At 72.8% G+C, this 26,629-nt stretch carries 20 protein-coding genes; 10 read left to right on the plus strand and 10 right to left on the minus strand.

Annotated elements, in window-relative coordinates:
- Nucleotides 1-21 precede the first annotated feature (21 nt).
- Nucleotides 22-609, plus strand: coding sequence for a hypothetical protein (locus ABD352_RS09740; RefSeq protein WP_344611929.1), 588 nt, complete (start codon nucleotides 22-24; stop codon nucleotides 607-609).
- Here ABD352_RS09740 and ABD352_RS09745 read toward each other — a convergent pair.
- Nucleotides 596-1,780 carry a GAF domain-containing sensor histidine kinase gene (locus ABD352_RS09745; RefSeq protein WP_344611930.1) on the minus strand — a complete coding sequence of 395 codons (1,185 nt, stop codon included), beginning with the start codon at nucleotides 1,778-1,780 and terminating at the stop codon, nucleotides 596-598. The genes ABD352_RS09740 and ABD352_RS09745 overlap by 14 nt on opposite strands.
- A 164-nt stretch (nucleotides 1,781-1,944) precedes the next feature.
- Here ABD352_RS09745 and ABD352_RS09750 point away from each other — a divergent pair, with 164 nt between their 5' ends.
- The 6 genes from ABD352_RS09750 (at nucleotide 1,945) to ABD352_RS09775 (ending at nucleotide 10,354) form a co-directional block, all read left to right on the plus strand.
- Nucleotides 1,945-2,574 (plus strand): TetR/AcrR family transcriptional regulator, encoded by a 630-nt coding sequence (locus ABD352_RS09750; RefSeq protein ID WP_344611931.1) that lies wholly within the window; start codon nucleotides 1,945-1,947, stop codon nucleotides 2,572-2,574.
- Nucleotides 2,575-2,577: 3 nt separating this feature from the next.
- On the plus strand, nucleotides 2,578-4,314 hold the full coding sequence (locus ABD352_RS09755; protein ID WP_344611932.1) for an ABC transporter ATP-binding protein: 1,737 nt from the start codon (nucleotides 2,578-2,580) through the stop codon (nucleotides 4,312-4,314).
- Nucleotides 4,315-4,363: 49 nt separating this feature from the next.
- Complete coding sequence (locus ABD352_RS09760; RefSeq protein ID WP_425553510.1) at nucleotides 4,364-6,337, plus strand: ABC transporter ATP-binding protein; 1,974 nt, start codon at nucleotides 4,364-4,366, stop codon at nucleotides 6,335-6,337.
- A gap of 416 nt (nucleotides 6,338-6,753) precedes the next feature.
- Nucleotides 6,754-7,887, plus strand: coding sequence for a lytic polysaccharide monooxygenase (locus ABD352_RS09765; RefSeq protein ID WP_344611933.1), 1,134 nt, complete (start codon nucleotides 6,754-6,756; stop codon nucleotides 7,885-7,887).
- 57 nt (nucleotides 7,888-7,944) lie between these two features.
- The gene (locus ABD352_RS09770) at nucleotides 7,945-8,676 is read left to right on the plus strand and encodes a hypothetical protein (protein ID WP_344611934.1); all 732 of its coding nucleotides are present in this window, start codon (nucleotides 7,945-7,947) and stop codon (nucleotides 8,674-8,676) included.
- A gap of 76 nt (nucleotides 8,677-8,752) precedes the next feature.
- On the plus strand, nucleotides 8,753-10,354 hold the full coding sequence (locus ABD352_RS09775) for a hypothetical protein (RefSeq protein WP_344611935.1): 1,602 nt from the start codon (nucleotides 8,753-8,755) through the stop codon (nucleotides 10,352-10,354).
- Between the two features lie 59 nt (nucleotides 10,355-10,413).
- On the opposite strand, the gene ABD352_RS09780 is transcribed toward ABD352_RS09775, so the two are convergent.
- Nucleotides 10,414-11,256, minus strand: coding sequence for a hypothetical protein (locus tag ABD352_RS09780; protein WP_344611936.1), 843 nt, complete (start codon nucleotides 11,254-11,256; stop codon nucleotides 10,414-10,416).
- A 187-nt stretch (nucleotides 11,257-11,443) separates the two neighbouring features.
- Between ABD352_RS09780 and ABD352_RS09785 the strand changes: the two genes are divergently transcribed.
- Nucleotides 11,444-11,878: a hypothetical protein gene (locus ABD352_RS09785; RefSeq protein WP_344611937.1), complete on the plus strand. Its 435-nt coding sequence runs from the start codon at nucleotides 11,444-11,446 to the stop codon at nucleotides 11,876-11,878.
- Between the two features lie 130 nt (nucleotides 11,879-12,008).
- Here the strand turns inward: ABD352_RS09785 and ABD352_RS09790 are convergent, their stop codons facing one another.
- The 6 genes from ABD352_RS09790 to ABD352_RS09815 form a co-directional block, all read right to left on the minus strand.
- Nucleotides 12,009-14,501 carry a DNA gyrase/topoisomerase IV subunit A gene (locus tag ABD352_RS09790; RefSeq protein ID WP_344611938.1) on the minus strand — a complete coding sequence of 831 codons (2,493 nt, stop codon included), beginning with the start codon at nucleotides 14,499-14,501 and terminating at the stop codon, nucleotides 12,009-12,011.
- Between the two features lie 23 nt (nucleotides 14,502-14,524).
- Nucleotides 14,525-16,582, minus strand: a complete 2,058-nt coding sequence (locus ABD352_RS09795) for a DNA gyrase/topoisomerase IV subunit B (RefSeq protein ID WP_344611939.1) — start codon at nucleotides 16,580-16,582, stop codon at nucleotides 14,525-14,527.
- A 352-nt stretch (nucleotides 16,583-16,934) separates the two neighbouring features.
- Nucleotides 16,935-17,552, minus strand: a complete 618-nt coding sequence (locus tag ABD352_RS09800) for a hypothetical protein (RefSeq protein ID WP_344611940.1) — start codon at nucleotides 17,550-17,552, stop codon at nucleotides 16,935-16,937.
- Nucleotides 17,553-17,584: 32 nt separating this feature from the next.
- Complete coding sequence (locus ABD352_RS09805) at nucleotides 17,585-18,139, minus strand: hypothetical protein (RefSeq protein ID WP_344611941.1); 555 nt, start codon at nucleotides 18,137-18,139, stop codon at nucleotides 17,585-17,587.
- A gap of 72 nt (nucleotides 18,140-18,211) precedes the next feature.
- Nucleotides 18,212-20,194 (minus strand): APC family permease, encoded by a 1,983-nt coding sequence (locus ABD352_RS09810; RefSeq protein WP_344611942.1) that lies wholly within the window; start codon nucleotides 20,192-20,194, stop codon nucleotides 18,212-18,214.
- 8 nt (nucleotides 20,195-20,202) lie between these two features.
- Nucleotides 20,203-21,312 (minus strand): magnesium and cobalt transport protein CorA, encoded by a 1,110-nt coding sequence (locus tag ABD352_RS09815; protein ID WP_344611943.1) that lies wholly within the window; start codon nucleotides 21,310-21,312, stop codon nucleotides 20,203-20,205.
- 89 nt (nucleotides 21,313-21,401) lie between these two features.
- Here ABD352_RS09815 and ABD352_RS09820 point away from each other — a divergent pair, with 89 nt between their 5' ends.
- Both ABD352_RS09820 and ABD352_RS09825 read left to right on the plus strand, forming a co-directional pair.
- A complete protein-coding gene (locus ABD352_RS09820; RefSeq protein ID WP_344611944.1) occupies nucleotides 21,402-22,367 on the plus strand; it encodes an ATP-binding cassette domain-containing protein in 966 nt (321 codons plus the stop codon).
- On the plus strand, nucleotides 22,364-23,173 hold the full coding sequence (locus ABD352_RS09825; RefSeq protein ID WP_344611945.1) for an ABC transporter permease: 810 nt from the start codon (nucleotides 22,364-22,366) through the stop codon (nucleotides 23,171-23,173). Before ABD352_RS09820 ends, ABD352_RS09825 begins: the two co-directional genes overlap by 4 nt.
- On the opposite strand, the gene ABD352_RS09830 is transcribed toward ABD352_RS09825, so the two are convergent.
- Nucleotides 23,155-26,163 carry an ATP-binding protein gene (locus ABD352_RS09830; protein WP_344611946.1) on the minus strand — a complete coding sequence of 1,003 codons (3,009 nt, stop codon included), beginning with the start codon at nucleotides 26,161-26,163 and terminating at the stop codon, nucleotides 23,155-23,157. The genes ABD352_RS09825 and ABD352_RS09830 overlap by 19 nt on opposite strands.
- 26 nt (nucleotides 26,164-26,189) lie before the next feature.
- Entirely contained in the window at nucleotides 26,190-26,627 is a 438-nt protein-coding gene (locus tag ABD352_RS57555; RefSeq protein ID WP_425553511.1) for a zinc ribbon domain-containing protein, read from the minus strand.
- Nucleotides 26,628-26,629: the final 2 nt, after the last annotated feature.

The following is a 26,629-nucleotide window of genomic DNA, read 5'->3' on the forward strand; positions in this document are numbered from 1 at the left end:
GCGGCGACGTATGGTCGAACGGTGATCGGGGACGCCGAGCTGCGCTCCATGACGACCGAGGAGCGGGCCGAGCTGGCCCGGCGTCTGGCTGCGCTCGCGCCTCCGGTCACCCGGCGTTCCCGGGACCTCGCGGAGGGGGCCCGCCGCCGGTTCGTCATCGTCATCGGCGTGGTCAGCGTGCTCATGATCCCGTGGGTGATCGCGCTGACCGTGACGCTGCCGCCGAAGTACCTCGCCGGGCACTGGCGGGCCACCTGGGTCGGCTTCGACGTCGTGCTCGGCACGGCCCTGGCGCTGACCGCGTGGGCGGCACTGCGGCGGCGGCAGATCATGATCCTGGCCGCGCAGGTGAGCGGCACCCTGCTGGCCTGCGACGCCTGGTTCGACATGCTCACCGCGGCCGGCGACGACCGCTGGGTCAGCCTGGCCACCGCCGCCCTGATCGAGCTGCCCCTCGCGGTGTGGCTGTTCTTCGTCTCGCACCACATCGTGCGGCTGAGCATGCGCCGGCTGCTGATCCTCGCCGGGCAGTCCCCGGACGTCTCGCTGTGGCGGATGCCGCTGCTGGGCGTGCCGCCACGCCGGTCGCGGCGGTCTAGGGCAGCGTGATCCTGGCCGTCGTACCGGCACCGGTCGAGCTCAGGGTGACCCGCCCGCCGTGCGCCGCCACCGCCTCCTGGGCGATGTGCAGCCCCAGCCCGACGCCGGGGACCGCCTCCCGGCGGGCGTGGCGGCCGCGGAAGAAGCGCTGGAAGACGTACGGCAGCTCGTCCGCCGCGATGCCCACCCCGGTGTCGGCCACCTCGATCGTCGGCACCGGCGCGTAGAGGACCCGGACGGTCACCGTGCCGCCGGGCGGGGTGAACAGCACCGCATTGCGCACCAGCTGCTGCACCGCCTGGGTCAGCCGGGCCGCGTCGACCGAGACCACCGAGGCCTGGGTCGGCGGCTCCACCACGACCTCCACGCCCCGCGGCTCGGCCACCGCCCGGCACCCCTGCACCGCGGCGGTGAGCACCAGGTGCAGCTCGACCGCGCTGCGGTGCAGCAGCAGCGGGGCGCCGGCCGGGCGGGTGCCGCTGAGCAGGTGCTCGACCATGCCGACCAGGCGCTGGCCGTTGCGGTAGATCGGCTCGACCAGGCGGCTGTGCTCGGCCAGGCGCTCGTCGTCGGCGAGCAGCTCGAGGTACCCCTGGATCGCCGTCACCGGCGTGCGCAGCTCGTGGGAGATGGTCGCGATGAGGTCCTCCTCCCGCTGGGTGGCCCGGGCCAGCTCCTGGCCCAGCTCGGCCATCTGCAGCCGGCTGCGCACCAGCGACAGGTGCCCGGTGGCCTGCCGGGACAGGGTCTGCAACGCCTCGCGCTGGCGGTCGCCGAGGTCGCCGGGGCGGTCGTCGATGACGCACATCGCGCCCAGCACGTGGCCGTCGCCGTCGATGAGCGGGGAGCCGGCGTAGAAGCGGATGTGCGGCTCGCCGGTCACGTTGGCGTAGGAGCTGAAGTGCGCGTCGGCGCGGGCGTCGGGCACCACCAGCTGCGCGCGGGTCGGGATGGTCTCGGCGCAGAAGGACAGGTCGCGGGGCGACTCGTCGTCGGCCAGCCCGGTCTTGCCGGCGAACCACTGCCGCTCCCGGTCGACCAGGGAGACCGCCGACATCGGCGTGTCGAAGATCGAGGCGGCGAGCCGGGTCAGGTCGTCGAGCTCGGGCGGCCGCGGCCCGTCGAGTACCCCGTAGCTGTGCAGGGCCGCCAGCCGGGCTTCCTCGTCGACGCCGCTCATGGTGGCCGTCCCTTCGTTCGGTGAGTCCATCCTCGGCATACCCTGGTGCCGGGTGGCATCACCCGGTGTTGCGTTGCGGTTGCGGAGCGTTCAACCGCCTCGCGTTGTGCGCCGACGGCGAAATCCGGTTGTCCGAGTGAGTGCTCGCTCATTAGAGTGTCGCCGTGAACGCCAATCAGCAGACCCGGCGGCGGCGCGTGCCTGCGCTGGCCCCCGACGACCGGCGCGCGGCGCTCATCGCCGCCACGCTGCCGCTGCTGCGCACGCACGGCGCGGCGGTGACGACCCGGCAGATCGCCGAGGCCGCGGGCGTCGCCGAGGGCACCATCTTCGGCGTCTTCCCCGACAAGGCCTCGCTGCTGGCCGCCGCGTTGAACAGCGCCTTCGAGCCCGGGCCGGTGCTGCGGGCGCTGTCGGCGATCGACCCGCAGGCGCCGCTGCGGGAGCGGCTGCGCGACGCCGCGGCCATCGTCGTGCGCCGGGTCGAGGGTTCGGTACCGCTGATGATGCTAGCCCGCACCATGCCGTGCGCGAATGACGAATCACCGATGGCCGCGCTCATCGGGGGGCGGCGCCGGCTCACCCAGGCCGTCGCCGAGCTCATCGAGCCCGATCGTGCGCTGCTGCGCCGCAGCCCGGACACCACTGCCCGGCTGCTGTTCGCCCTGGTCGTCAGCGCCGTGCGCGGCGACCTGCTGACCGAGGAGCCGTTCACGCCCGACGAGATCGTCGCCGTGCTCCTCGACGGCCTGCTGCACCACTCCGCCGGACAATCCCAACCTGGAGAAGCCTGACCGATGCTGATCCGTCTGCTGCGAACGTACCTGCGGCCCTATCGCGGGCCGATCACCCTGGTGGTGGTGCTGCAGCTGGTGCAGACGCTCGCCACCCTGTACCTGCCCACGCTCAACGCCGACATCATCGACAGCGGTGTCATCGCCGGCGACACGAACTACATCCTGCGCGTCGGCGGCTTCATGCTCGGCGTGACGCTCGTCCAGATCGTCTGCTCGGCGGCCGCCGTCTACTTCGGCGCCCGCACCGCGATGGCGCTCGGCCGCGACGTGCGGGCCGGCATCTTCGACCAGGTGCAGCGGCTCAGCGCCCGCGAGGTCGGCGAGTTCGGCGCCCCGTCGCTGATCACCCGCACCACCAACGACATCCAGCAGGTCCAGATGCTGGTGCTGATGACCTTCACGCTCATGGTCTCGGCGCCGATCATGTGCGTCGGCGGCATCATCCTGGCCCTGAAGCAGGACGTGCCGCTCTCCGGGCTGCTGCTCGTCGTCACGCCCCTGCTCATCGGGCTCATCTCGCTCATCGTGGTCCGCATGCGGCCGCTGTTCCGGCTCATGCAGGTGCGCATCGACCTGGTCAACCGGGTCATCCGCGAGCAGATCACCGGCATCCGGGTCATCCGCGCGTTCGTGCGCGACGAGCACGAGCGGGCCCGGTTCGCCAGCACCAACGCCGACCTGCGCGAGGTCTCCCTCGCCGTCGGCCGGCTCATGTCCCTGATGTTCCCGACCGTCATGCTGCTGGTGAACGTCTCCAGCATCGCGGTGCTGTGGTTCGGCGCCAAGCGCATCGACGCCGGCGACATGCAGGTCGGGGCGCTGACGGCGTTCCTGAGCTACCTCATGCAGATCCTCATGTCGGTGCTCATGGCGACCTTCATGTTCGTCATGATCCCGCGGGCCGAGGTGTGCGCCGAGCGCATCCAGGAGGTGCTGGGCACCAAGTCCAGCGTGAAGCCGCCGGCGGAGCCGGTGACCAGCCTCGACGTGCACGGCGAGCTCGAGCTGCGCGGCGTGTCCTTCCACTATCCGGGTGCGGAGGCCGCGGTACTGGAGGATGTCGACCTGATCGCCCATCCGGGCCAGACGACGGCCATCATCGGCAGCACCGGGGCCGGCAAGACCACGCTGCTCAACCTCGTGCCGAGGCTGTTCGACGCGACCGGCGGCGCGGTGCTCGTCGACGGCGTGGACGTGCGCCGGATCGACCCGGCGCTGCTGTCGCGGACGGTGAGCATGGTGCCGCAGAAGCCGTACCTGTTCTCCGGCACCGTGGCCAGCAACCTGCGCTACGGCCGGCCCGAAGCCACCGACGAGGAGCTGTGGCAGGCCCTGGAGGTGGCCCAGGCGGCGGACTTCGTGCGGGCCATGCCCGAGGGGCTCGAGGCGTCGATCGCCCAGGGCGGCACCAACGTCTCCGGCGGGCAGCGCCAGCGCCTGGCCATCGCCCGCACGCTGGTCGCCCGGCCCGAGGTCTTCCTCTTCGACGACTCGTTCTCGGCGCTGGACTACGCCACCGACGCGGCCCTGCGCGAGGCGCTGCGGGCCGAGACCGCCGGCGCGACGGTCGTGATCGTGGCCCAGCGGGTCAGCACCATCCGCGACGCCGACCGCATCGTCGTGCTCGACGAGGGGCGCGTGGTCGGCACCGGCACCCACCAGCAACTCATGGACGACAACGAGACGTACCGCGAGATCGTCCTTTCCCAGCTGACAGAGCAGGAGGCCGCAGCGTGACCGCCGGCAGCCATTTTGTCCGTGTTCTTACTACTCAAGGTAGGACAGCGTGACCGCTCCCAACCGGCCCGGCGGCGGCGGTCGCCCGGGGGGTCCCGGGTTCGGGCCCGGCCGGATGATGATGGCCGGGGGACCGCCGGCCAAGATCGAGGACTTCAAGGGCTCGGCCAAGCGCCTGCTCAAGATGCTCGCCCCCGACCGGCTCATCGTCGGCGCGGTGCTCGTCTTCGGCATCGCCAGCGTCGTGCTGTCCGTGCTCGGCCCGCGCCTGCTCGGCCACGCCACCGACGTCATCTTCGAGGGCATCGTCAGCAAGAAGATCCCGCCCGGCCTGTCCAAGGAGCAGGCCATCGCGGGCCTGCGCGCGCAGGGCCAGGACCGCTTCGCCGACCTGCTCGGCGGCATGGACCACCTCGTCCCCGGCAAGGGCATCGACTTCGGCCGGCTCGAGCAGGTCCTGCTGATGGTCGCGGTGGTGTACATCTTCGCCTGGATCTTCGGCCTCCTGCAGGCCCGGCTGACCACCATCGTCGTGCAGCGCACCGTCTACCGGCTGCGCGAGCAGGTCCAGCTCAAGCTGGCCCGGCTGCCGCTGAGCTACTTCGACCAGCAGCCCCGCGGCGAGGTGCTCAGCCGCGCCACCAACGACACCGACAACATCGCGATGACCCTGCAGCAGTCGCTGAGCATGCTGCTCACGTCGCTGCTGACGATCATCGCGGTGCTCGGCATGATGTTCTGGATCTCGCCGCTGCTGGCCGTCATCGCGCTGGTCACCGTGCCGCTGTCGGTCTTCATCACGGCCCGCATCGGCAAGCGCGCCCAGCCGCAGTTCGTCAAGCAGTGGGCCACCACCGGCCGGCTCAACGGCCACATCGAGGAGATGTTCACCGGCCACTCGGTGGTGAAGATCTTCGGCCGGCAGCAGGAGGCGGCCAAGACCTTCGAGGAGCACAACGAGGCGCTGTACACCTCCGCGTTCCGGGCCCAGTTCATCTCCGGCCTCATCCAGCCGGCGATGATGTTCATCGGCAACATCAACTACGTGCTCGTCGCCGTCGTCGGCGGCCTGCGGGTGGCCTCGGGGACGATGACGCTGGGTGACGTGCAGGCATTCGTGCAGTACAGCCGCCAGTTCTCCCAGCCGCTGACCCAGGTCGCCAGCATGGCCAACCTGGTCCAGTCCGGCGTCGCCTCCGCCGAGCGGGTGTTCCAGCTGCTCGACGCGGCCGAGCAGAGCCCGGAGCCGGCCGTCCCGGCCCGCCCCGAGCAGGTCCGCGGCAAGGTGACGTTCGAGCACGTCTCGTTCCAGTACAAGCCCGACGAGCCGCTCATCGAGGACCTCTCGCTGAGCGTGGAGCCGGGCCAGACGGTCGCCATCGTCGGCCCGACCGGCGCAGGCAAGACCACGCTGGTCAACCTCATCATGCGGTTCTACGACCTGACCGGCGGGCGGATTCTGCTCGACGACGTGGACATCGCCACGATGTCCCGCGACGACCTGCGCGAGCAGATCGGCATGGTGCTGCAGGACACCTGGCTGTTCCAGGGCAGCATCGCGGAGAACCTCGCCTACGGCGCCGACCACCCCACCCCGGAGAAGATCACCGCGGCGGCCGAGGCGGCCCACGCCGACCGGTTCGTGCGCACCCTGCCGGAGGGCTACGACACGGTCCTCGACGAGGAGGGCGCCGGCGTCAGCGCGGGCGAGAAGCAGCTCATCACGATCGCCCGGGCGTTCCTGGCCGAGCCGACGATCCTCATCCTCGACGAGGCCACCAGCTCCGTCGACACCCGGACCGAGGTGCTCATCCAGCGCGCGATGAGCACGCTGCGCGCGGGCCGGACGAGCTTCGTCATCGCCCACCGCCTGTCGACCATCCGCGACGCGGACCTGATCCTCGTCATGGAGCACGGCAGCATCGTCGAGCAGGGCACCCACGACTCCCTGCTGGCGGCCGACGGCGCCTACGCCCGCCTGTACTCGGCCCAGTTCGCCGCGGCCGCGGTCGAGGTCGACTGAGAAGACGTCCCGTGGCCGGGCCGCGCCGGCCCGGCCACAGGGACAGGAGTTCGATTCGGAGCGGCGGGCGCTGCACCTCGCCCGCCGCGCCCTCCTGACGCGGAGCGGTCCGCCTTCCCCGCCGCGTGCCCGCCCTCTGTCGGCCGAGCCACTGCGTGAGCCTGCCTTCGAGCCGGGCGGGACCCTCGAGCGCGCCTCCGCCAGGAATCTCGACCCGGGCGACTTCCCCGGCCGCTTCGTCCTCGCGCCGGGCGCCGGGCCGGGCGCCTGCCGCGTCCCCTCCGGGTAAGTTTCATGCCTTTACCGCAGGCATTCATGGTCATCCTTGCCAAGCGGCGCCGCGCGCGCCGAAGATGCGCCTACCTCGTGGGAGCCCGAGCGACTCAGCCGTGCCCCGAACCCGAGGAGGAACCGAAGTGGCAAGACTCAGACGGGCGATCGCGCCGGCCGTGATAGCCGCGGCCGCGTTCGCCGCCGCCGCGCTCGTGGCGCCCGCGCCCGCCGCGGCCCACGGCGTCGCGCTCGTGCCCGGCAGCCGCACCTACCTGTGCTACGTCGACGGCCTGCAGGCCAACGGCACGATCAGCCCGACCAACCCGGCCTGCGCCGACGCCGTCGCCCAGGGTGGCACCCAGCCGCTCTACGACTGGTTCGGCGTGCTGCGCTCCGACGCCGGCGGGCGCACCACCGGCTACATCCCGGACGGGCAGATCTGCGGCGCCGGCACCACGAAGTACGCCGCGTACAACGCCGCCCGCACCGACTGGCCGACCACCCACCTCACCGCCGGCTCGACGATCCAGCTGCACTACAGCAACTGGGCCGCCCACCCCGGCACCTTCCACATGTACATCACCAAGGACGGCTTTGACCCGACCAAGCCCCTGGCCTGGTCCGACCTGGTGTCGTTCTGGAGCGTCACCGACCCGCCGCAGTCCGGCGGCCCCGGGGCGTTCAACTACTACTACTGGGACACCACGCTGCCGGCGGGCAAGACCGGCCGGCACATCCTCTTCATCCAGTGGGTGCGCTCGGACAGCCAGGAGAACTTCTTCAGCTGCTCCGACGTCGTCTTCGACGGCGGCCACGGCGAGGTGACCGGGGTGGGCGGCAACCAGCCCAGCCCGTCCACGTCCGCCTCGCCGTCGCGCTCCCCGTCCGCGTCCCCGTCGGTCTCGCGCTCGGCCTCGCCGTCCGCGTCCGCCTCGCCGCCCCCGCCGAACTCGTCGAACCCCGTTCCCGGCGGCTGCACCGCCACCTGGAAGACCAACCCGATCGACTGGGCGGGTCACTTCCAGGCGGAGGTCACCGTGAAGAACAACGGCGCGGCGCAGCTCAACGGGTGGACGGTGAAGTGGTCGTACACCGGCGGCCAGGGCTTCGAGGGCGCGCCGTGGAACGGCACGCTCGTCACCCAGCCCCCCAACGTGACGGTCCGCAACGTCGACTGGAACAAGGTCCTCGGCGCCAACGCCAGCACCTCGTTCGGCTTCAACGGCACCGGCACGGCCCCCGCCACCCCGCCGACCCTCACCTGCACCAGTCCCTGATCCGTCCCGGTGGCGCCCGTGATCGCTGCGGGCGCCACCGCTCCCGAAAGGGCCGTCATGAAGCTGTGGCGCTTCGCCACCGGTCTGCTCGCCATCGCCCTCGTGCTGGCCGGCATCGTCATGGTGTCGCAGCAGGGCGGCGGCGACCCGCCGAAGCCGGCCGACGCCGAGCCGGTGCACAGCGTGCAGGGCGCCCTCGGGGGCCGGCAGGCGGCCGAGCTCGAGGTGGTCAACGGCGTCGAGTCGGTCATCATCCACAGCGAGGCGATGGACGGGGTGCTGTACCGCGCCTCCACCCTCCCCGGCAGCAAGGTCGCCCCGGTCGCGGAGGAGGCGGGCGACACCGTGCGGCTGCGGCTGACCGGCACCGAGGTCGCCGGCCAGGCCACCGTCCACGTCTACCTCAACGCCACCGTCCGCTGGCAGCTGAAGCTGGCCGGCGGCGGGCTGCGCCAGGTCGTCGACTTCGCCGGCGGCCGCCTCGCGGGCGTCGAGGTCCTCGCCGGCGTGCAGGAGCTCGAGGTCACCGTGCCCAAGCCGGAGGGCACCCTGCCGATCCACGTCGGCGGCGTCGGCCGGCTCACCGTGCACGCCCCGGCCGGCCCACCCGCCCAGCTCACCCTCGGCGCCCAGGGCACCATCGGCGAGGTCCGCCTCGACGCGCAGACCAAGCAGAACGTCCCCGGCGGCACCACCATCGCGGGCGACGGCTGGGCCGCGGCCGCCGACCGCTACGCCCTGCAGGTCGACACGGCCGCCGCCGCGGTGTCGCTCGACCGCACGTCGTAGATCACAAATCGCACTAGATCACAGATAGCCCTGGGGTGGCCGTTTGCCCTGTTCCGGCCGGGGAATGGGCGATTTCGTGCTGACGAACCTCGCCCACCTGGACTCGCTTCGGGTCCGCATCGCCCCGCCGGCCGTCGCGGGGCACACCACGTACCGGCTCGCCGAGGAGCCGGAGGTCGAGGTGGTGTGGACGTACGCCGAGCGGCTGCCCGACGGCAGCTACCTGCCGTGCGGGGGAGGCGAGCGCACCGCCGACGGCGACTGGACCCAGGGGGCGTTCAACGCCGACGACATCGCCCGCGCGGCGATCGTCTACGCCCGGCACTGGCGCAGCACCGGCGCCGCGACCAGCCGGTCCGCCGCCCGCCAGCTGCTGCGCGGGCTGTGCTACCTGCAGACCGCGCCGCAGGACGACACCGACCCGCGCAGCGGCAACGTGGTGCTGTGGCAGCAGCCCGACGGGCGGCTCAACCCCAGCGCCGAGCCGATCGAGGCGCCCGACCCGTCGGACAGCGCCGAGTCGGCCTGGCTGGCCCGCACCGTGTGGGCGCTCGGCGAGGGCTACGCCGCCTTCCACGGCGACGACCCGGCCTTCGCGGCGTTCCTGCGGGTGCGGCTGCGCCTGGCCGCGGGGGCGCTGCGGCGGCAGGTGCTGTGCCGGTACGGCCAGTGGCGCCTCGTCGACGACACGGCGACGCCGGCCTGGCTGATCGCCGACGGCGCCGATCTGACCGGTGAGGCGCTGCTCGGGCTGTGCGAGTACACCCGCATCAGCGACGACGAGGACGCCCGCAAGGTGCTGGAGCAGCTCGCCGAGGCGGTCGCGGCGATGCGCACCGGCACCCCGTGGACGTGGCCCTTCGGGGCGGTGCTGCCCTACGGGCTGTCGCGCACCGAGTGGCACGGCTGGGCCGGGCTCGCCCCCGGCGCGCTGGCCCGCGTGTACGAGGTGTGCGGCGACCTGTCCGCCCGCGACGCCGCCCTGGCCGACGCCGCGTCGTTCACGCCGCACCTGCTCATCGGCGGCGGCCCGGACAACCTGCGGGTGGCGATGCCCGGCGCGCGGGAGGCGATGACCCTCGACGGCGTGCAGCTGGCCTACGGCGCCCACTCCCGCATCGAGTCGCTGCTGGCCACGGCCCGCGCGACCGGCCGGTCGGCGCTGCGCACCCTGGCCGGGGTGGCCGGCTCCTGGTTCTTCGGCAACAACCCGGCGAGCGCCCCGATGTACGACCCGGCGACGGGCGTCACGTACGACGGCATCGACATCCTCGACGGCGCCGCCGCCGGCCCGGGCGTGGTGCACCGCGACGCCGGCGCCGAGTCGACCATCCACGGCCTGCTCGCCATGCTGGCCCTCGACGGCGACGCGCAGGCGGCCGGGGTGGCCCGCATCGCCGAGCCGGCCGTGCGCATCGAGGGCGCCGAGATGCACTCGATGGCCCTGGCCGACCCGCTCACCGGCGCCCACCTGACGCTGCTGCGCAGCATGGCCACCAGCACCCGGGCCACCGACGTCGTCGTGCCCGGGGAGGCCCCGGCGACGGTGAGCGTCAACGACCCGACCGGCGAGGAGCTCGAGCACTACACGACCACCGCCGGCCGGATCCGGGTCCTGGTCGCGGCCGGCGGCTTCACCACCGTCCTCCAGCAGGGGCACGCGCCGCTGCACTGGTAGGCACGGTAGCCGGCTGTCCCGCGCCCGCGGCCGGTGACCGCGAGCGCGGGGAGCGGCGCTCAGTTGAGCAGGTCGTAGACCGAGTCGGGGGCCTTGGTGGCGTTGGAGGGCTTCGTCACCGGCTGGATCGAGCCGAAGCCGGTGAAGGTCAGCTCCATCGACAGGTTGGCATCGATCCCGGCGCCGTCGATCTTGAAGGAGATCAGGCGGCCCTGGGAGTCGGTGGTGGCGATGAAGGGGACCTCCTTGGCCTTGGTGCCGGCGTCCTTCAGGGTGCTCTCCGACGGGGCCAGAATGCTGTTGGCGAGGGTCATGTCGACCGTGCCGGTGAAGTGGGTGGCGTCGGTCCGCTCGACCGCGGCGAGGCCGTCCTTGAACAGCTCGGTGACGCCCAGCTCCGGCGCGCCGGCGTCGTCGATCGGCAGCGAGGCCGTGGACGTCAGCTTGGTCTTGTCGATCAGCAGCCACGCCCCGGGCTGCAGGCCCCAGTGCTTGTTCAGCTCGTCCCCGAAGTCGCCCCGGAACCACAGGTCGGGCGCGATGACGATGTACGCCATCGAAATGTCGAGCGTCTCCACCTTGCCGGCGAGCTGCATGTTGGCCGACTTCGTGGCGGGGTCGATCCGGCCGCCGCCGGTGACGGGGCCCGCTTTGATGCCGAAGTTGTACGCCGTGGTGTCCAGCGCCTTCACGGCCGCCTTGAGGGCCTCGGCCGGGGGCAGCGCGTTCGCCGACGCCTTCGCCGACGCCTTCGCCGTGGCCTTCGCCGTCGCCGTCGCCGACCCCTCGGCCGGCTTGACGGCCCTGGCCTGCGCGGGCTCGCCGGTGGTCACCTCGGTTTGGCACCCGGCCAGCCCAACCGCCGCGAGGGAGAGTGCCAGCAGAACCTTTATGTGTTTCATCTATGTCCTCCGCATCAAACGCGCCCCATTGGGATGCGCAGTTCGTGCAGAGTACGAAGCCGGAACCCGGGACGGCTGTCGCGAACTGCCCTCCGTGCGAGTTGCGATGCGCACAGTGTCGGATGCCCGTCCGATGCTGTGACGTTCAGACCACGACCGGCTCCGGGCTCGCGGCGAGCTGCCGCCGGTGAACCGCTCGCCGCTGCACTACCGGCAAGCGGCGGAGGACCCGAGGCTGGACCCGGCCGACCTGCACGAGCTGGCGGCGAGCCCGGTCGCGTTCATCCGCCTGACGGTGCTCAGCCGGCCGTGGACCGCCCCCGAGACACTCCTGCGGGTCGTGAACAGCGAGTTCGACGCGTGGGACACCAACCGGATGCTGCGCACCGCCGCCGAGCACGTGCGGGCCGACCGCACGGTGCTGCTGCGCGTCCTCGAGCGGGTCGCGGCCCTGCTCGCCGGCTCGGTCGAGCGGCCCTACGCCGCCGCCCTGGCCCTGGCCGACCGCCCCGAGCTCGACCCCGACGAGCTGCGCCCCCTGGTCAATCTCCCCGGAGCCTCCCGCCGCTTCCGCAGCCAGTTCCTGGCGAAGCTCGCCGCCCGCCGAGCCGCCCGGCCGTGAGCCCGCCGGCGCCGCTCTGCCGCGCGGCGCCCGGCTTGACGCGGTGCGGTGTGCCCGCGCAATGGAAGCAGTGATGCGGGCCGCCGGGATCGGCGCGCGCCGTGAAGACGGGCGCGCGCCGATCGGCTGGTCAGCCGCGCTCGACCAGGTGGCCGACCAGGTCCGGGGCGCGCAGCTGGGCGCCCGAGCCGTCGCGGCGCTGGTCGGCGGCCGGGAGGTCGCGCGGCTCGCCCTTGGTGGAGGCGGCGACCGGGCGGGGGCCGATCCAGGCCAGGACCAGGTGGGACTCGCCCTTGAGGAAGCGCTGGGCGCGCACGCCGCCCGTGGCGCGGCCCTTCGCCGGGTACAGGCGCAGGGGGGTCATCTTGGCGTTGCCCATGGTGGCGGTGACGACCATCGGCTCGCCGTGCTCCGGGTCCTTCGTGGTGACGGCGCCGAAGAACAGGACGGTGGTGTCCGGGGCGAGGCTGATGCCGGCCATGCCGCCGCCCTTCAGGCCCTGCGGGCGGACCAGGTTGGCCGGGAAGCGCAGCAGCGAGGCGTCGGAGCTGACGAAGGCCAGGGTCTCGGCGCCGTCGTTGAGCCAGGTGGCGCCGATGACCTCGTCGCCGTCGCGCAGGCCGATGACCTCGAACTCGTCGGCGCGGACCGGCCACTCGGGGGCGCAGATCTTCACCATGCCGGCGCGGGTGCCCAGGGCCAGGCCCGGGGAGCCGGACTCGGCGCCGCGGTCGGTGAGCGGGGCCAGGCCGACCACCTTCTCGCCGGACTCCAGCGGGACGAGCTCCGCGGTGGACATGCCGCCGCGCAGGGAGACGGTGCCGGGCTGGTCGGGCAGGACCGGCAGCGGCAGCACGTCGACCTTGAAGGCGCGGCCGCGGCTGGTGACCAGCAGGACCTGGCCGCGGGCGGTGGTGTGCACGACGGCGCGGACCGTGTCGTGCTTGTCCCGGCCGGCCTTGCGGCTGCCCTCCGGGGCCTCCTCAGACTCGGCGGCGGTGCGGGCGACCAGGCCGGTCGCCGACAGCAGCACCTGGCACGGGTCGTCGCTGACCTCGAGCGGCCCGGCCGGCACAGAGGCGGCGAGGACCTCCTTGAGGTCGCCGTCGATGAGGGTGGTGCGGCGGGGCTGGCCGTGCTCCTTGACCACCGCGGCCAGCTCGTCGGAGACGACCTTCTTGAGCACCTTCTCGTCGTCGAGGATCTGGCTCAGGGCGGCGATCTCCTCGTTGAGCCGCTGCTGCTCGGCCTCCAGCTCGATGCGGTCGTAGCGGGTGAGCCGGCGCAGCGGGGTGTCGAGGATGTAGGTGGCCTGGATGTCGGTCAGCCCGAACTCGCTCATCAGGCCGGCCTTGGCGGCCGCCGCGTTGTCGCTGTCGCGGATCAGGGCGATCACGCGGTCGATGTCGAGCAGGGCGATGAGCAGGCCGTCGACGAGGTGCAGGCGGTCCTGGCGCTTCTTGCGGCGGAACTCGGTGCGCCGGGTGACCACCTCGTACCGGTGGGCCAGGAACACCTCCAGCAGCGCCTTGAGCCCGAGGGTCTGCGGCTGGCCGTTGACCAGCACGAGGTTGTTGACGCCGAAGGACTGCTCGAGCGGGGTGAGCCGGTAGAGGTCGGCCAGCAGGGCCTGCGGGTTGACGCCGACCTTGCACTCGATGACCAGCCGGGTGCCGTTCTCCCGGTCGGTGAGGTCCTTGACGTCGGCGATGCCCTGCAGCCGCTTGGTCTTGTTGACCTCGTCGGTGATCTTCTCGATGACCTTCTCGGCGCCGATGCCGTACGGCAGCTCGGTCACCGTGATCGCCTGCCGCCCGCGGCTGCCCTCCAGCAGCCCGATCTCGACCCGGCCGCGCATGCGCACCACGCCGCGCCCGGTCTCGTAGGCCCGGCGCACCTCGTCCAGGCCCAGCAGCAGCCCGCCGGTGGGCAGGTCGGGGCCGGGGACGAACTCCATGAGCTTGTCCAGCGTGGCCGCCGGGTGGTTGATCAGCCAGCGGGCCGCGGCGACGACCTCGCCGAGGTTGTGCGGGATCATGTTGGTCGCCATGCCGACCGCGATCCCGGACGAGCCGTTGACCAGCAGGTTGGGGAAGGCGGCGGGCAGCACCGAGGGCTCCTCGAGGGAGCCGTCGTAGTTGGGCCGGAAGTCGACGGTGCCCTCGTCGAGCTCGCCGACGAGCAGCATCGCCTCGCGCGACATCCGGGCCTCGGTGTACCGCGACGCCGCCGGCCCGTCGTCCGGGGAGCCGAAGTTGCCGTGCCCGTCGATGAGCGGCACGTTGAGCGAGAAGTCCTGGGCCATGCGGACCATGGCGTCGTAGATCGCGGCGTCGCCGTGCGGGTGGTACTTACCCATCACGTCACCGACGACCCGGGAGGACTTCACGTGTCCGCGGTCGGGCCGGTGGCCCTGCTCGCTCATCGAGAACAGGATCCGGCGGTGCACCGGCTTGAGCCCGTCCCGCGCGTCGGGCAGCGCGCGGGAGTGGATGACGGAGTACGCGTACTCCAGATACGAATCCTCGACCTCGGTGGTGAGCGGGTTGTCCAGCACCCGCGCGCCCGCCTGATCGAAAGCGGACAGGTCGGCCTTGACCGCCTTGGTGGTCCTGCGTGCCATGGTGAAGAAACGGCCTTCCGGTCTCAGGCGTCGATGGTCTCTTGGTCGACCCGCTCGGCGGATTCGATCAGCCAGTTCCGGCGGGGCTCGACCCGCTCGCCCATGAGCAGCTCGAGCACCTCCTCGGCGGCCTCGACGTCGTCCAGCGTGATGCGCCGCACCGCCCGGGTCGCCGGGTTCATCGTGGTCTCCCACAGCTCGTCGGCGTCCATCTCGCCCAGACCCTTGAACCGGGGGATCGGCGTCACGACCTGCTTGCCGGCCTTCTCCAGCCGGGCCACGGTGCTGGTCATCTCCTGCTGCGTGTACGTGTAGATCGTCTCCGGGTTGCGGCCCTTCGTGACGATCTTGTGCAGCGGCGGGACGGCCGCATACAGCCGCCCGTCGGCGATCACGGGCCGCATGTACTTGGCGAACAGCGTGATCAGCAGCGTGCGGATGTGCGAGCCGTCGACGTCGGCGTCGGCCATGATCAGGATGCGGCCGTAGCGCATGGCCTCGAGGTCGAAGGTGCGCCCGGAGCCGGCCCCGAGCACCTGCACGATCGCCGAGCACTCCTGGTTGTCCAGCACCTGCTGGATGTTGGCCTTCTGCACGTTGAGGATCTTGCCGCGGATCGGCAGCAGCGCCTGGTACTCCGACGAGCGCGCCATCCGCGCGGTGCCCAGCGCGCTGTCACCCTCGACGATGAACAGCTCGCTGCGGCGCACCCCGGTGGAGCGGCAGTCGACGAGCTTGGCCGGCATCGACGCGCCCTCGAGGGCCGTCTTGCGCCGGGCCGCGTCCTTCTGCTGCTTCTGGGTGAGCCGCACCCGGGCCGCGTCGACGATCTTCTGCAGCACGGTGCGCGCCTCGACCTTGGTCTTGCGCGCCTCGATCCAGGCCTTGATGTGCTGCTCGACGACCTGCTGCACGACCCGGGTCACCGGGGCGGTGGACAGCTCGTCCTTGGTCTGGGAGGTGAACTGCGGCTCGGGGATGCGCACGTGGATGACGGCGGTCATGCCCTCGAGCACGTCGTCGAGGGTCGGCAGGTCCTCCTTGGGCCGCAGCAGGCCGCGGGTGTTGCGGATCGCCTCGGTCAGCGCCCGCACCGCGCCCCGCTCGAAGCCGCGCCGGTGGGTGCCGCCGTGCATGTTGCGGATGGTGTTGGTGAAGGACTCGACCACGCGGTCGTAGCCGGTGCCCCAGCGCAGCGCGATCTCGACCTCGGCCCGCCGCTCCACGTTGGCCTTCATCACGCCGTTCTCGTCGGCGGCGTTCTCCTTGTACTGGCCCTCGCCGTTGATGAGCAGCGTCCCGCAGACCGGCTTGTCCCCGCTCGGGGCGAGGAACTCCACCATGTCGGACAGCCCGTGGGGGTAGTGGTAGGTCTCGGTGGTGATCGAGCCCTGGGTGGCGTCCTTGAGCACGTAGGTCACGCCCGGCACGAGGAACGCGGTGTTGCGCAGCTTGGCCCGCACCGCCTCCGGGTCGAGCGCGGCGCCGGACTCGAAATACCGCGGGTCGTGCCAGTAGCGGGTGGAGGTGCCCGTCGTCGAGCCGCGCTTCATACGGCCCTGCACGGTCAGCCCGCCGCGGCGGGTGAACTTCGCCGTGGCCCCCGCCCCGTCGAAGTCGCCCGGCACGCCGTGCTGGAACGACATGTGGTGGACCTTGCCGTCGCGGCGGACGGTCACCTCGTAGCGGGTGGACAGCGCGTTGACCGCGGAGGCACCGACGCCGTGCAGGCCGCCGGAGGTCTTGTACCCCGACCCGCCGAACTTCCCGCCCGCGTGCAGCCGGGTCAGCACCAGCTCGACGCCGGACATCCCCGTCTTGGCGTGCACGTCGACCGGGATGCCGCGGCCGTCGTCATCGACCTGCACCGACCCGTCGGCGTGCAGTGTCACCTCGACCCGGGTGGCGTGCCCGGCGATGCCTTCGTCGGTGCAGTTGTCCACGATCTCGTTGAAGAGGTGGGCGACGCCCCGGCTGTCGGTCGAGCCGATGTACATGCCCGGGCGCTTGCGGACGGCGTCCAGCCCTTCGAGGAGCGTGAGGTTGTCTGCCCCGTACAAGGTCTCGGGTTGTGCGGTCAACTCGACTCTCTCCAATGGTCCTGGTCCCTGTGCTGCCCGCGAGCGTAGCCCCAGGGTCTGACATTTTTGTTGCACCCTCGCCGCGTGTGGTGTCCGACGCGCCCGATTTCCGAATCGGCGGACCTCGAACCGCGGGCCGATGGCCGCCGATGTCCGCCGGAACCGCCCGGATAAGGCGCATTGCCGTGACCGATCGCACACTGCCGCCCGATGCGGCGCCGGCGGATCAAGCGGCAGAACGCCGACCGCCTGCGGCATCGAACACGTGTACAGCGACATGACATACTACTGCGCCCGAGCCCGGACGGACCGACCGCCACGCGGTGCCCGGCGGCGACAAGGCGCCGCCGGCCTAGAACCGCAGCTCGACCCGTCCGCCGCTGTACTCGCGCAGCGCCGCCAGGATCTCGTCCTCCGAGCGGTCGGCGAAGGTGAGCGTCGCGGTGTGTCCCCCGCCGGTCCGCGGCCGCACGGTGACGACCTTCTCCAGCAGCCGGCGCCCACGGTGGATCTCGGCGACCTGCTCCCACGGCAGCCAGGTGACGCTTCGGCGCAGTCCCACCCGCCGGACCCACACCCCGGCCGGCGCGATCCCGAGGATCGGCCCGCCCGCGGTGTGGGCGATCAGGTGCAGCGCCAGGGCGGTGCCGAACGTGACGACCAGGCACGACATGCCGGCCACGAGCAGCACGATGTCGCCGCTGGTGTGGTCCGGCCCGTCCGCGGTCAGCGACAGCGTGGCCGGGCAGCCGATCACGAAGAGCAGGGCCACCACCAGCGGCACGAAGACGAGTGCCCGCCGCAGCGCGCTGGGCCGCACCAGGAACGGCACGTTGCCGGGGATGCGCGTGGCCGTGGCGGCGGGCGGGGGAGCGGGGCGCGGCGAGGGGGCGGCGGTCGGCGGGAGCGCGGGGCGGCGGTTCCAGGCTGGCGGGCGCGGTCCCTGGGAGTGGGGCGAGTCTTCGCTCACCGCGACACCTTACGACGCGGTATCAGGAGCCGTCACGGGCCGCCGGTGCGCTCGACCCACGACGTGTAGCCGCGGTTGGCGTCGTAGCCGCCGTCGATGTAGTACTCGCGCACGTCGGTGCGGAACATGAACACCCAGGCGAGGACCAGCAGCGCGGCCGCGAGCAGCCCGGCCACCCCGTGCGGGCCGGTGTACCAGGCGGGCACGGCCTGCGTGTACTCGGCCCGCAGCAGCTCGGGCTCGTCGCCGGTCGGGGCCACCGCCCACTCCGGCCCGCCGACCAGGAAGCACAGGTTCGCCAGCGTGATGAGCGGGGCGGCGACCCACACGGCGACCCGGACCTTGTTGGTCGGGCGGCGCACGAACAGGATGATGACGGCGAGCGCGAGCACGGACGCCGCGGCCACGACCAGGCTGTTGACCATGTCGGTGTGCACCTGTGCGATCTGCGCCTCGGACACCAGCCGGAAGTGCTGCTGCCCGAGGTGGATCAGCGCTGCGGCCGACAGCGAGACGTCCAGCGCGAGCAGCGCGGTCGCCGCGGTGATGGTCCAGTGCACCAGCCGGACCTGTCTGGACACCCGCATACCGATGCCTCCCCCGAGTCGGGTCCCACCGTAGTACGCCGGCCCGGGTTCGCGCGCCCCCTTTCGGGGCATTCAGCCACCGACGTGGATGCCTGGGCGTTGTGCCGGGTCCGGCTCGCTGGCCCGGATGATCTCGCGAACCACGGGCGCCGTGTCGCCGCGGCCGAGGATGAGGTACCGGAACAGGTGCCCCAGCGGGTTGCCCTCGGCCCACTCGAAGTAGGCGTGCGGCCGCACCCCCGTCGCGTCGCGCAGCGCCAGCAGGATCGCCGCGATGGCGTTCGGCGCCGCCGGGCTCTCGGTGCGCAGTACCCGGTAGCCGTCCACGTCGACCCCGCGCACGCACAGCGTGCCGCTGAACGCCGACGGGTCGACCACGGAGACCTCGAGGAAGATGATGTCGGCGCGGCCCGGGACCGGGTTGATGCCCCGCTGCTCGGCCTCCTTGCCCTCGTACTCCGCCCTGTCCCCGGCCTGCCGCCGGTTGGCCACGATGTTGAGCTCGCCGTCGTGCTCGATCGACTCGGTGACGAACCGGCGGGCCTCATCGTCGAACTCGATCGCGTCGGCCCGCAGCTCCGTGGTCCGGCTGACCCGGGAGATCAGCGACACGACGATGATGCCGGCGATGAAGACGGCGGAGATGATGATGCCGTCGGGCTTCTCGACGACGTTCGCGCCCAGGGCGTACAGCAGGATGAGCGTGAGCACCGTGAACGCGGCGCCGGCGACGCGCTGGCCGGCGCGGAAGGCCGAGATCGTCACCGCGACCGCGCCGGAGACCATCATCGCCAGGATGCCGGTGGCGTAGGCGCCGGCCTGGGCGTTGACGTCGGCCCCGAAGGCGATCGTGATGCCGATGCTGATCGCGGTGTAGACGAGCACGATCGGGCGCACCGCGCGGCCCCACTCCGGCGCCATGCCGTACGACGGGAGGTACCGCGGGATGATGTTGATCAGTCCGGCCATGGCCGACGCCCCGGCGAACCACAGGATGAGCACGCTGCTGATGTCGTAGACGGTGCCGAAGGCCCCGCCGATCTTCTCGTGCGCGAGGTACGCCAGCGCCCGCCCGGCCGCCTGGCCGCCCGCCTTGAACTCCTTCTCGGGGATGAGCACGGTGGTGATGAAGCTGGTGGCGACGAGGTACACCGACATGATCGCCGCGGCGGTGGTGAGCAGCTTCTTCGTGTTGCGCAGCCGGGAGGCCTCGCGCTCCTGTGCGCTCTTGCCGCCGGCGGCGACCAGCGGCATCATGCTGACCCCGGTCTCGAAGCCGGACAGGCCCAGCACCAGCGAGGGGAAGGCGGCGAGGGCGGGCAGCAGCAGGCCGAACCCGCCGCCGTGCCCGGCGGTGAGCGCGTGCCGCCACTGCGACAGCGCCCCGTCGGTGGTGAACACGTCGACCAGCCCGACGCCCACGATGACGGCGTTGAGCAGCAGGAACACGCCGACGAGGGGGATCGCGACGGCGACCGCCTCGCTGAAGCCGAGCAGGAACACCCCGCCGAGGATGAGCAGCAGGATGACGGTGATCAGCATCTCGTGGCCGTGCAGGAAGTGCGGGAAGACCGGGTTCTCGACCATGTGGACGGAGGCGTCGGCGGCCGAGAGCGTGATGGTGATGATCCACGAGGTGGCGACGAAGCCGAGCAGGACGAGCACGAAGAGCTTGCCGCGCCAGAAGGGCAGGAGGTGCTCCAGCATCGCCACCGAGCCCTGGCCGTGCGGGCTCTCCTTGGCCACCCTGCGGTACATCGGCAGCATCCCCAGCAGCGTGAGCGCCACGATCAGCAGGGTGGCCAGCGGGGAGAGCGCCCCGGCGGCGAGCGCGGCGATGGCCGGCAGGTAGGACAGCGTGGAGAAGTAGTCGACGCCGGTCAGCGACATGACCTTCCACCAGGCCTGCGGCTTGGCGTGCGCGCCGTCGCTCTCGGGGCCGACCGGCGCGACCCGGTGCTGCAGCAGCCAGCGGCCGAGGGGCCCGCCGGGGCGCTCCTTCGGCGCCGGGCTGTCGACCCGCGCCGGCACCAGGTACTGGGGCGTGGTGGTCATCGTTTCTCCTACAGCCAGCCGGACTTGCGGAACAGGCGGTGCAGGATCACCATCGCGCTCGCCATGACCGCGACCACCAGCCCGTAGCCGAACTGCCAGTGCAGCTCGGGCATGTGGTCGAAGTTCATGCCGTAGATCCCGGCGATCGCGGTGGGCACGGCGGCGATGGCGGCCCATGCGGCGATCTTGCGCATGTCATTGTTCTGGTCGAGCCCGACCTGCGCCAGACGGGCCTGCAGGATCGAGTCCAGCAGTTCGTCGTACGACGCGACGCGCTCCACCACCTGCTGGAGTCTGCCGTGCACGTCCTGGAAGTACTGTCGCAGACCCGGCGGAAGGTCGGCGCCTGTGTCGAGCATCGCCCGCAGCGGCGCCTGCAGCGGCAGCACCGCCCGCTTGAACTCGACCAGCTCGCGCTTGAGCTGGTAGATCTGCTGCACGTCGCAGCCGCCCTGGCGCAGGAACGCGGTCTCCTCGAGCTTCTCCACGTCCTGCTCGACCCGGGTGGACACCTCGTGGTAGACCTCGACCATCCGCTCGATCACCGCGTAGCCGACCGACCACGGACCGAGTCCCAGCAGGCCCGGGCGCCGCTGCAGCCCCTCCCGCACGTCCGCGAGGGCTCCGGCCCCGCCGTGGCGCACCGACACGACGAAGTGCCGGCCGATGAGCAGGGTCACCGCGCCGGTGTCGACGACCTCGGAGGTCGCGGTGAGCTCGGCGTGCTCGACGTACCGCGCCGTGCGCACGGTGAGCGCCGTCACCTCGCCGCGCCGCTCGATGGCGGGGCGCCGGTCGGTCTCGAGGGTCTTGTCCATGGTCGCCGGGTCCACGCCGGCGACCTCGGCGACCGCGGCGAACTCGGCCCAGCTCGGCTCGAACAGGCCCAGCCAGACGAACCCGCCCCGCCGGCGGCGGGCGGCGTTGTAGGCGTCGGCGAACGAGGGGCGCCCCGGCTGGCGGCTGCCGCGCACGTACAGCGCGCAGTCCGTCACCGACGAGCCGTCATCCGGTCGCGGCAGCAGGCTGGGCATCCGCTCGGGTTGCTGCAGGCGCAGCAGCACGCGGCCGATCAGCCGGCCCACCTTGCGGCCCGGGCCCACCTTGTCGTCGTTCATGAGCCGTCACGGTACCGCCGGGGCGCTCGTCGGGCCGGTGTCGGTCGCGTGTCGGGGCCGTGTCGGCGGGGGCGCGCAACGTTGCCGGCATGACGAACGAACCGATGGTCGAGGCCGTGGGCCTCGCCAAGAGCTTCGGCCAGACCCGGGCGCTGCAGGGCGTCGACCTGGCCATCCCGCAGGGGACCGTGCACGGGGTGCTCGGCCCGAACGGCGCCGGCAAGACCACCGCCGTGCGCATCCTGTCCACGCTGCTGCGCCCCGACGCCGGGCACGCCCGCATCGCCGGGCACGACGTGGTCCGCGACGCCGAGCGGGTGCGCGCGTCGATCGGGCTGACCGGGCAGTACGCCTCGGTCGACGAGGACCTCACCGGCCGGCAGAACCTCGTGCTCTTCGGCACGCTGCTCGACCTGGGCCGCAAGGGCGCCCGGGCCCGGGCCGCCGAGCTGCTGGAGTGGTTCGACCTGACCGAGGCCGCGGACCGGCCGGCCAAGACGTACTCGGGCGGCATGCGCCGCCGCCTCGACCTGGCCGCGAGCCTCGTCGGCCGGCCCGACGTGATCTTCCTCGACGAGCCGACGACCGGGCTCGACCCGGCCAAGCGGGAGGACATGTGGGGGGTCGTGCGGTCGCTGGTGCGCGAGGGGTCGACCGTGCTGCTCACCACGCAGTACCTCGAGGAGGCCGAGGCCCTGGCGGACGAGATCACGGTCATCGACCACGGCCGGGTCATCGCCAACGACACGCCGCAGCGGCTCAAGCGCCGGGTCGGCGGCCAGACCCTCGAGGTGCGCCCGGCCGACGAGCGCGACCTGCCCCGCACCGCCGAGATCCTCGCCATGGTCTCCTCCGGCGCCGCCCCCGAGACGCTGCGCGACGGGAAGCTCGCCGTGCCCGTCTCCGGCGACGCCGCCATGGCCGAGGTCGTGGCCCGGCTCACCGCGGAGGGCATCGGCGTGACCGAGCTCTCCCTGCACCTGCCCTCGCTCGACGAGGTCTTCTTCGCCCTCACGTCCGGTTCTTTCGGCAAGATCAAGGAGTTCGCCGCATGAGCACCATCGCCCTCCACCGTCCCGCCGCCAAGCCCGCCGCCAAGCCGTTCAAGCTCATCCGCCACTCGCTGGAGCTCACCAAGCGCAGCCTGATCAAGACCTGGCGCACGCCCGAGGCGCTCATCGACGTCACCGTCCAGCCCGGGCTGTTCATGATCATTTTCGTGTACATCTTCGGCGGCGCCGTCTCCGGCTCCACCCACAGCTACCTGCAGTTCCTCATGCCGGGCATCCTCGCCCAGACCATCGCCATGGGCGCCATCTCGATCGGGGTGAACCTCAACACCGACATCGAGAAGGGCATCTTCGACCGGTTCCGCTCGCTACCCATCCCCAGGGCCGCGCCCCTGATCGGTGCGGTGTTCGGCGACGTGGTGCGGTACGTCCTCGTCTCGATCTCGACCTTCGCCTTCGCCTACGCCATGGGCTTCCGCATCGGCAGCGACCCCCTGCACGCCGTGGCCGGCTGTCTGCTGGCGGTGCTGTTCGGGCTGTGCCTGAGCTGGGCCCCGGTCTTCCTCGGCATGATCGTGCGGACCTCGGGCGCCGTGCAGGGCATCGGCTTCCTCGCCGTGCTGCCGCTGACCTTCGCCTCGAACGTGTTCGTCGGCGTCGGCACGCTGCCCGGCTGGATGCAGGGGTTCGTGCGCAACAACCCCCTCAGCCACCTGGTGGAGGCGATGCGGGGCCTGTTCCTCGGTACCCCGGGCTACCTGCCCCACGTGTGGTGGACCCTCGGCTGGTGCGCCGCGCTGGTGGCGGTGTTCATGCCGCTCGCCCTGGCCGCCTACCGCCGCAAGGTCTGAAGCAGCTCGTCGGCGCGCTCACGGATGCGGTCGGTGACCTCGGTCACCGGCCGCTCGCGCCAATGGTCGAGCAGGGCCGCCCGGGCGTCGCCGAGCGCCGCGTCCACCCGCGGGTCGGCGCCGCCGCCGAAGAGGAACCCGATCTGGGCCGCGCACCGCTCGCCGAGCGCCCACAGCTCGCGGGCGGCGTCGTCGTCGCCGAAGTGCGCGGCCAGCGCCGCCACGCCGATCGCCCACGAGCCCAGAGCGGGCACATCCATCCCGCTGAGCGCCTCCTCGCGGGTGGCCTCCAGCAGCTCCACCGCCCGCCGCCGGGCCGTGGCCTCGCCGGCGCGCAGGCACAGCACCGCGGCGGCCGCGCCGAACACCATCCGGATCTGCGGCACCGGCGCCGGCACGCCCAGGTCGTCGGCGAGGGCCCAGGCCCGCTCGGCGTGCGCGACCATGTCGGCCGGTCGCCCGCGCAGCCAGGCGTGCTGGGCCAGCCCGAGGTTGGCCTGGGCGGCGTCCATCGCCGGCAGGCCGTCCGGCCGCGGGATGGGGGCCGGCGCGTCGGCGACCGCCCGCAGCCGCTCGGCCGCGTCGTCGTCGCCGTCCTGGGCCAGCTGCACGTCGAGCAGCACGCGCATGGAGCCCGCGTCCTCGGCCGCGCCGAGCAGCTCCATGTGCCGGGCACCGCGGCGCAGCCATTCGCTGCCGCCGGGCACCCACTGCGTGCCGATCGTCTGGGCGATCATGCCCATGCCCCAGTGGTCCCCGGCCTCCTCGAAGCGCCGGTAGGCCAGCTCCGCGTCGGCGGTGCGCCGGGCCTGATCGATCACCTCGCCCCGGTTCTCCCGGATCGCCGCGCGCAGGAACAGCCCGAAGCCCTGCACGTAGGGGTCGGGGTGGGCGGCCATCCCCTCGGCCGCCCGCAGCGCCTCGTCGAGGTCGGACTGGCCGAGGGCGGGCAGGAGCCGGGAGAGCGCCGCCGCACGTTCGGACACCTCGGCACCCCGCTCGGCCAGCAGCCGGCGCACCAGGCGCAGCGCGATGACGTACAGCCGGTGCGTGTCGGCGGCGAAGGCGTTGAGCCCGCCGAGCGCGCAGGCCCAGGCCAGCCGGTCCGGGTCGGCCCGGCGGACCAGGTCGGCCCGGCGCCGCGCGGCGGGGTCGTCCACGAGCAGCAGGCGGCCGGCCCAGGACACGACCTCCTGGTGCAGCCCGCGCACCGTCCACAGGCTGAACAGCGTCACCGCGATCGCGACGGCCGCCGGGTCGTCGCCGTCCACGGCCCGGCGCAGCGCGGCCACCAGGTTGTCCTGGTCGGCCGAGGCGCGGGCGATCGCGGCCAGCTGGGCCGGGCCGACCATCGCGGCGTGCAGCCGCGGCGCCTCCTCGCGGGCCCACGCCACCAGGCCGTCCAGGGCGGCGTCGCGCCCGCCGGAGGCGCCCAGGCGGGCCTCGCCGTATTCCCGCACCGTTTCCAGCATGCGGTACCGCGGGGTGCCGTCGTCGCCCTGCTCCAGCACCAGCAGCGACTGCTCGACGAGGGCGGCCAGGCGCTGGCGGGGCAGCCCGCTGACCCGCTCGGCGGCCTCGGCGGTGAACGCGGCCGGGATGACCGCGAGGCGCTCCAGCAGCGTCCGCTCGTCCGGGCCGAGCAGCTCGCGGCTCCAGTCGACCATCGCCCACAGGCTGGCGTGGCGCTCGGGCAGGCCGCGCAGCGCGGCGTCGAGCAGCCCGAACCGGTCGTCCAGGCCGGCCAGCACGTCCTCGATCGGCATGTGCCGCAGGCGGGCCGCGGCCAGCTCCAGCGCCAGCGGGAGGTTGTCCAGGCGGTGGCACAGCCGCAGTACCGCAGCGTCGTGATCGGCGGCGAGCTGCCCTCCGCCGGCCTGGGTCCGCGCGGTCACCAGCGCCACGGCGGCCGCGTCGTCGAGGGTGTCCAGCCGGTGCACCACCTCGCCGGCCAGCCCCAGCGGCGCCCGGCTGGTGGCCAGGACCGCCACCTCGTCGGCCGCGGCGAGCAGCTCGGCGACGGCGCCCGCCGCGCCGTCGAGCACGTGCTCGCAGTTGTCGAGCACGACCAGGCCGGTGATCTCCTGCAGCCGTTCGGCCGCCGGACGCGGGCTCGGGTCGGCCACGGCCAGCAGCGCCGGCAGCACATCGGCCGGGGTGCGCAGGCCGGCCAGCTCGACGACGTGCACCGGGGTCCCGTCAGCGGCGCTGCGGCGGGCCACCTCGGCGGCCAGGCGGGTCTTGCCGGCCCCGCCGACCGCGACGACGGTGACCAGCGGCGCCGCGCCGAGCGCCTTGCGGGTCGCCGTCACGTCCTGCTCGCGGCCCAGCATCGGCGTGGTCGCCCGCCGCCAGGCCATGGGTAGCTTCTGCTTCTTGACGGACATCTGCCCGCGCAGCAGGGCGACATGCGCCTCGGCGACCGCGGGGGACGGGTCGGTGCCGTACTCCTCGGCCAGGGTCTCGCGCAGCCGCTCCATCACGGCGAGGGCCTCGGCCTGGCGGCCCTGGGCGGCGAGCACGCGCATGAGGTGGGCCGCGGACGGCTCGTGCGGCGGGTGGCGCTCGGCCAGGCGGCGCAGGTCGGCCTCGTCGGCGCGGGCGGCCGCCACCTCGGCGAAGAGCGCGGCGGCGGCGTCGTCGGCCAGGTCGGGCGCCTCCGGGAACAGGGCCCGGGCGCCGTCGGGGTCGCCGCCGGCCAGCCGGGCCCGGACCAGCGCGGTGTCGAGCTCCACGTCCTCCGGCGGCACCCGGTAGCCGCCCGGGACGGCGGCGACGGGCAGGCCGAGGCGGCGGGCCCGGGCGATGAGGGCGTGCACGGCCCCGGCGGCGTCGTCGGGCGGGGCGCCGCCCCAGACGGCCTCGGCGAGCAGGGCCGGGGTCAGCGTGCGGCCGCGGGCCTCGACCAGGGCCCGGACGACGGCGGTGAGCCGCTCACCGCGGACCGGCCGGTCGTCGAGGGCCAGCTCGCCCAGGGTGGTGATCCGCACCGGGCAAGCATGCCATCACGAAGCGTCTAGTGCTGTGACCACAAACGTTCACCGGTTTGTGGTTCCTCGCCCGCAGGTGCGGTCGAGCGACTCCCCACCACCGCGGTGTGTGGCAGTGGGGCGGGCCTCAGCCGGCCAACGGACCCTCGCGCCGCCGCATCTGCCGTCACCGCAGTTGGTGGCGACCGGTGTGGTCGACGGGGGTCACGCCGGGACGGTCCGGCACCGGGCAGGTGCCGTCCCGCTCGACGGTGCGTGACCACACACGGCAGCACCGCAGCCGCCGTGGTGGTGTCGGTGCCGCCGGCCGCGTTGGGGGTGCGGGTGGCGATGGTGGCCGCCGCAAACAGATCACGGTGCCCAGAAGCCTTGCAGTGCTGGCAGGTCATCGTCCGCCCGGCCGGTTTGCGGATACGTTGCCGGCAGGCTGGGCAGGTGGAGGAGGTGCCGCGCTCGTCGACCAGGC

The organism is Dactylosporangium salmoneum (genome assembly GCF_039532525.1).
Taxonomy (GTDB): domain Bacteria; phylum Actinomycetota; class Actinomycetes; order Mycobacteriales; family Micromonosporaceae; genus Dactylosporangium; species Dactylosporangium salmoneum.

Bases quoted from the DNA above. Each gene is read 5' to 3' on its own strand.
- ABD352_RS09745 (WP_344611930.1), bottom strand. From the start codon at position 1,780: ATGAGCGGCGTCGACGAGGAAGCCCGGCTGGCGGCCCTGCACAGCTAC.
- ABD352_RS09755 (WP_344611932.1), top strand. From the start codon at position 2,578: ATGCTGATCCGTCTGCTGCGAACGTACCTGCGGCCCTATCGCGGGCCG.
- ABD352_RS09770 (WP_344611934.1), top strand. From the start codon at position 7,945: ATGAAGCTGTGGCGCTTCGCCACCGGTCTGCTCGCCATCGCCCTCGTG.
- ABD352_RS09780 (WP_344611936.1), bottom strand. From the start codon at position 11,256: ATGAAACACATAAAGGTTCTGCTGGCACTCTCCCTCGCGGCGGTTGGG.
- ABD352_RS09790 (WP_344611938.1), bottom strand. From the start codon at position 14,501: ATGGCACGCAGGACCACCAAGGCGGTCAAGGCCGACCTGTCCGCTTTC.
- ABD352_RS09805 (WP_344611941.1), bottom strand. From the start codon at position 18,139: ATGCGGGTGTCCAGACAGGTCCGGCTGGTGCACTGGACCATCACCGCG.
- ABD352_RS09810 (WP_344611942.1), bottom strand. From the start codon at position 20,194: ATGACCACCACGCCCCAGTACCTGGTGCCGGCGCGGGTCGACAGCCCG.
- ABD352_RS09815 (WP_344611943.1), bottom strand. From the start codon at position 21,312: ATGAACGACGACAAGGTGGGCCCGGGCCGCAAGGTGGGCCGGCTGATC.
- ABD352_RS09820 (WP_344611944.1), top strand. From the start codon at position 21,402: ATGACGAACGAACCGATGGTCGAGGCCGTGGGCCTCGCCAAGAGCTTC.
- ABD352_RS09825 (WP_344611945.1), top strand. From the start codon at position 22,364: ATGAGCACCATCGCCCTCCACCGTCCCGCCGCCAAGCCCGCCGCCAAG.